Source organism: Gordonia sp. (in: high G+C Gram-positive bacteria) (assembly GCF_049299075.1).
Classification (GTDB): domain Bacteria; phylum Actinomycetota; class Actinomycetes; order Mycobacteriales; family Mycobacteriaceae; genus Gordonia.
This window is the reverse complement of record NZ_JBAQWU010000533.1, coordinates 1-3796: the sequence shown is the minus strand read 5'-3', so window position 1 is coordinate 3796 and position 3796 is coordinate 1. Positions and strand designations below refer to the sequence as shown.

General features: G+C 66.4%; 4 protein-coding genes. 1 reads left to right on the top strand and 3 read right to left on the bottom strand.

Annotation, left to right across the window (positions count from 1 at the left end; all coding sequences use genetic code 11):
* The 3 genes from WAW85_RS17030 to panB form a co-directional block, all read right to left on the bottom strand.
* Positions 1 to 934 (bottom strand): CHAD domain-containing protein (locus tag WAW85_RS17030; RefSeq protein ID WP_422560767.1); only part of this gene is annotated, 934 nt, incomplete at its 3' end.
* Positions 931 to 1890 (bottom strand): prolyl aminopeptidase, encoded by a 960-nt coding sequence (gene pip, locus WAW85_RS17025; protein ID WP_422560766.1) that lies wholly within the window; start codon positions 1888 to 1890, stop codon positions 931 to 933. The genes pip and WAW85_RS17030, both read right to left, overlap by 4 nt.
* A 68-nt stretch (positions 1891 to 1958) precedes the next feature.
* A complete protein-coding gene (panB, locus tag WAW85_RS17020) occupies positions 1959 to 2828 on the bottom strand; it encodes a 3-methyl-2-oxobutanoate hydroxymethyltransferase (protein ID WP_422560765.1) in 870 nt (289 codons plus the stop codon).
* A 210-nt stretch (positions 2829 to 3038) separates the two neighbouring features.
* Here panB and WAW85_RS17015 point away from each other — a divergent pair.
* On the top strand, positions 3039 to 3796 hold a 758-nt coding region (locus WAW85_RS17015; RefSeq protein WP_422560764.1), incomplete at its 3' end, for a glutamine synthetase family protein.

The window sequence follows — 3796 nt, the reverse complement described above, 5'->3', positions numbered from 1 at the left end:
GGACGTCACTTTCGCGCGCAAGCAGCGCGGTGTTGATCTCCAGCTGGACTTCGCGGTCACGGGCGTCGCCGAGCACTTCGCCCAGCGCGCGGAGTTCGTCGGTGAGGCCGTCGATACTCGCCGGCGCCAGGACTTCCGGGAACGACGTGAGAACCGAGCGCAGCTTGCGGGCGGTGACTCGCATCTGGTGGACGGCGTCGAAGGCATTCTCGCGGACCAGCGGATCGGTGGCCACCAGCGTGTTGAAGTGCACCCCCAGGATGTGTACGAGCAGTTCCAGAGCTGTCGCCTTTGACGGCAAGGCCGGTGGCCGATGCATGTGCGGTTCGGCGCCGATCGCGCGCGCCAACTTGGAGGCGCTCGATGCCTTGCGGGCCCCGGCAGCCCGCAGCTTCTTGCGCGCCGCCTTCAGCAGCGCGGTATCGCCGCCGGTGAGCTCGAACTCCCACTCGGCCCATTCCTGGGTGTGCTGAGTCTGGTGCGCGTGGGCGATCACCTTGTCGTCGCAGAACTCGGCGAGCGACTGGCCGTGGACATCCTGCACGACGGTGACGGTCCGGTCGGTGACGATCTCGGCGACGGGGATCAGTGCGCGATTGCGGACGATGGCCAGGAGCATCTCGCGGATCGTCGCGGGGATCTCGCCGTCGGCCGGGGCGTCGGAGAAGTTGACCGCCAGCTCTCGGCGCGAGTCGGCCTCCGATCCGGGACGCTTGAGGTGCCAGCCGGCATCGGTGCCGCCGGTGCGGCGACGCAGCGTGATCTTGCGGGCGGCGAGGTCGTGCGTCGCGGTGTCGAGGTAGGTGGCGCGCAACTCATAGCGCTGAGGTGCCGCGCTCGAACCCCCGGGCACCAGGTCACTGAGATCGGGCGCAGCCTGGTCGGCGTCGACGTCGAACTTCAATTCCACTTCGACGGTTTCGTGTGCACTCAACGGTTGCCTCCTACGGCGAAATGGTCGGTGGCCGCGACCAACTGGTCGACGATGCCGGGCTCGAACGATGCGTGTCCGGCATCGTCGATGATCTTTAGCTGGGCCTGCGGCCAGGCGCGGTGCAGATCCCAGGCGCTACGCATCGGGCAGACGACGTCGTACCGCCCCTGCACGATCACGGCCGGAATATGCCGGATCGCTTCGATATTCGCCAGCAACTGGCCCTCGTCGAGGAAGCCGTGGTTGACGAAGTAGTGATTCTCGATGCTGGCGAAGGCGAGATCGAAGCGGTCGCCCTCGGCTGAATTCTTTTGTGGCAGAAGGTGACTGGTCCTGTTCTCCCATCGCGTCCACGCGCTGGCTGCGCGCTGCGCGAGGTCTTTGTCGGTGCCGGTGAGCCGTCGGTGGTAGGCGGCCACAAGGTCTCCGCTGCGCTCGTCGACGGGGATCGGCGCGAGGTAGCGCTCCCATTCGTCGGGAAAAATGTGGGCGGCACCGCCGTTGTAGTACCAGTCGATCTCACTGCGGCGCAGCAAGAAGATCCCGCGCAGAACCAGTTCCGTCACGCGCTCGGGATGTGTTTGGGCGTACGCCAACCCGAGGGTCGAACCCCACGAACCGCCGAACACCTGCCACGCCTCGATGGCCAGGTGCTCGCGCAGCCGCTCGAGGTCGGCGATCAGCGCCTGCGTGTGGTTGACGCTCAGATCGGCGCCGTCGGCGATATGTGGACGCGACTTGCCGCAACCGCGCTGATCGAAGAGCACGATGCGGTAGCGGGCGGGATCGAAGAACCGGCGCTGCTCACCGGAGGTGCCGCCGCCGGGGCCGCCGTGCACAAAGACGACGGGCTTGCCGTCGGGGTTCCCCGAGCATTCCCAGTAGATCTCCTGGCCGTCACCGACGGCGAGGTGTCCAGCGGCGTACGGCTCCAGCGAGGGGTACAGGGTGCGCATAAGGTCCAGCCTATCGGCCAGATGCGTGCGCCGTCGGGTGGGCGCGGGCCGGGTTGGTGCGGACCGCGTCAGTATGAGTGTTCTCGCCCGGGGAAAGTCTGGGCCGCAACCTCCGCCGCGTAGGTGCGGGCGGCGGTGAGTAAGGCGCCACCGGTATCGGCGTAGCGTTTGACGAACTTTGCGGTCTTGCCGTGGGTGAAACCGGCCATATCTTGCCAGACCAGCACCTGCGCATCGGTCTCGTGGCCAGCCCCGATCCCGACAGTCGGGATGGTCAGCTTCCGGGTGATCTGGGCGGCCAACTCGGCCGGCACCATCTCCATGACGACAGCAAAGGCCCCCGCCTCCTGCACGGCGATGGCATCGGCGATCAACTGGTCGGCACCGGCGCCGCGGCCCTGTACGCGATAACCGCCGAGATTGTTGACGCTCTGCGGGGTGAAACCGATGTGGCCCATCACCGGAATGCCAGCGGCCGTCAGCGCGGCGATCTGCGGGGTGACCCGCTCACCGCCCTCGAGTTTCACCGCATGCGCGTTGCCCTCTTTGAAGAAGCGGATCGACGATTCGAGGGCCTGCTGCGGACTCACCTCGTAGCTGCCGAACGGCAGATCGGCCACGACCAAGGCGTGCGGCGCACCGCGTACCACGGCGCGGACCAGGGGGAGGAGTTCGTCGATGGTGATCGGCACGGTGGTGTCGTAGCCGTAGACGACGTTGGCGGCGGAGTCGCCGACCAACAGCACCGGGATCTGCGCCTCGTCGAAAATCCGGGCGGTCGAGTAGTCGTATGCGGTGAGCATCGCCCATTTGCGGCTCTCGGCCTTCCATTCGGCGAGGTGCGGCATGCGGGTGACGCGGCGCGGGACGGGAGAATCAGCACCGGCCGCCGCAGCGTTGCCGGGAGTGGATGAACCGTAGACGGATGCGTCGGACATCGTTGGTCTCATTTCTGCCTCGAGTCCCGCGAATGCGGGTACCCGGGTTGGTGTGGACTCCTTCAGTCTTGCACCGCGCAGCGGCGACGTCACCGCTGTGCCCGGTGGTCTTTGTCACAACGGCGGGCACTCGGTGAACGGCGACTCGGCGCAGGGTCGGATCGCGCGAGGCGTAACACGCGCGTAACAGGTGGGGCATAGGGTGCGAGCATGGATCGGCAACAAGAATTCGTGCTGCGCACCTTGGAAGAGCGAGATATCCGCTTCGTCCGCCTGTGGTTCACTGACATTCTGGGCTACCTCAAGTCCGTGGCGATTGCTCCGGCCGAGCTCGAAGGCGCTTTCGCCGAGGGCATTGGCTTCGACGGCTCGGCCATCGAGGGCTTCTCGCGCGTATTCGAGGCCGATATGGTGGCCAAGCCCGATCCGTCGACATTCCAGGTGCTGCCGTGGGACACCGAGGGCGTCAACTACTCGGCCCGGATGTTCTGCGATATCGCCATGCCCGACGGCACGCCGACCTGGGCCGACCCGCGGCATGTGCTGCGCCGGCAGCTGAGTAAGGCCGCCGACCAGGGATTCACCTGTTACGTGCACCCCGAGATCGAGTTCTACCTGCTCAAGAACCTGCCCACCGACGGCAGCGAGCCTGAGCCTGCCGATAACGGCGGCTACTTCGATCAGGCCGTGCACGATGCGGCCCCGAACTTCCGGCGCCACGCCATCGAAGCGCTCGAGGCGATGGGCATCTCCGTCGAATTTTCGCACCATGAGGGCGGACCCGGCCAGCAGGAGATCGACCTGCGCTATGCCGATGCGCTGTCTATGGCCGACAACGTGATGACTTTCCGCTACCTCATCAAGGAGGTGGCCATCGGCGACGGTGTGCGCGCGACGTTCATGCCGAAGCCGTTCACCAACCACCCGGGCTCGGCCATGCACACGCACCTGAGCCTGTTCGAGGGCGA

Excerpts from the sequence above, each read along its gene's own strand:
- pip (WP_422560766.1), bottom strand. The coding sequence starts at position 1,890 with ATGCGCACCCTGTACCCCTCGCTGGAGCCGTACGCCGCTGGACACCTC.
- panB (WP_422560765.1), bottom strand. The coding sequence starts at position 2,828 with ATGTCCGACGCATCCGTCTACGGTTCATCCACTCCCGGCAACGCTGCG.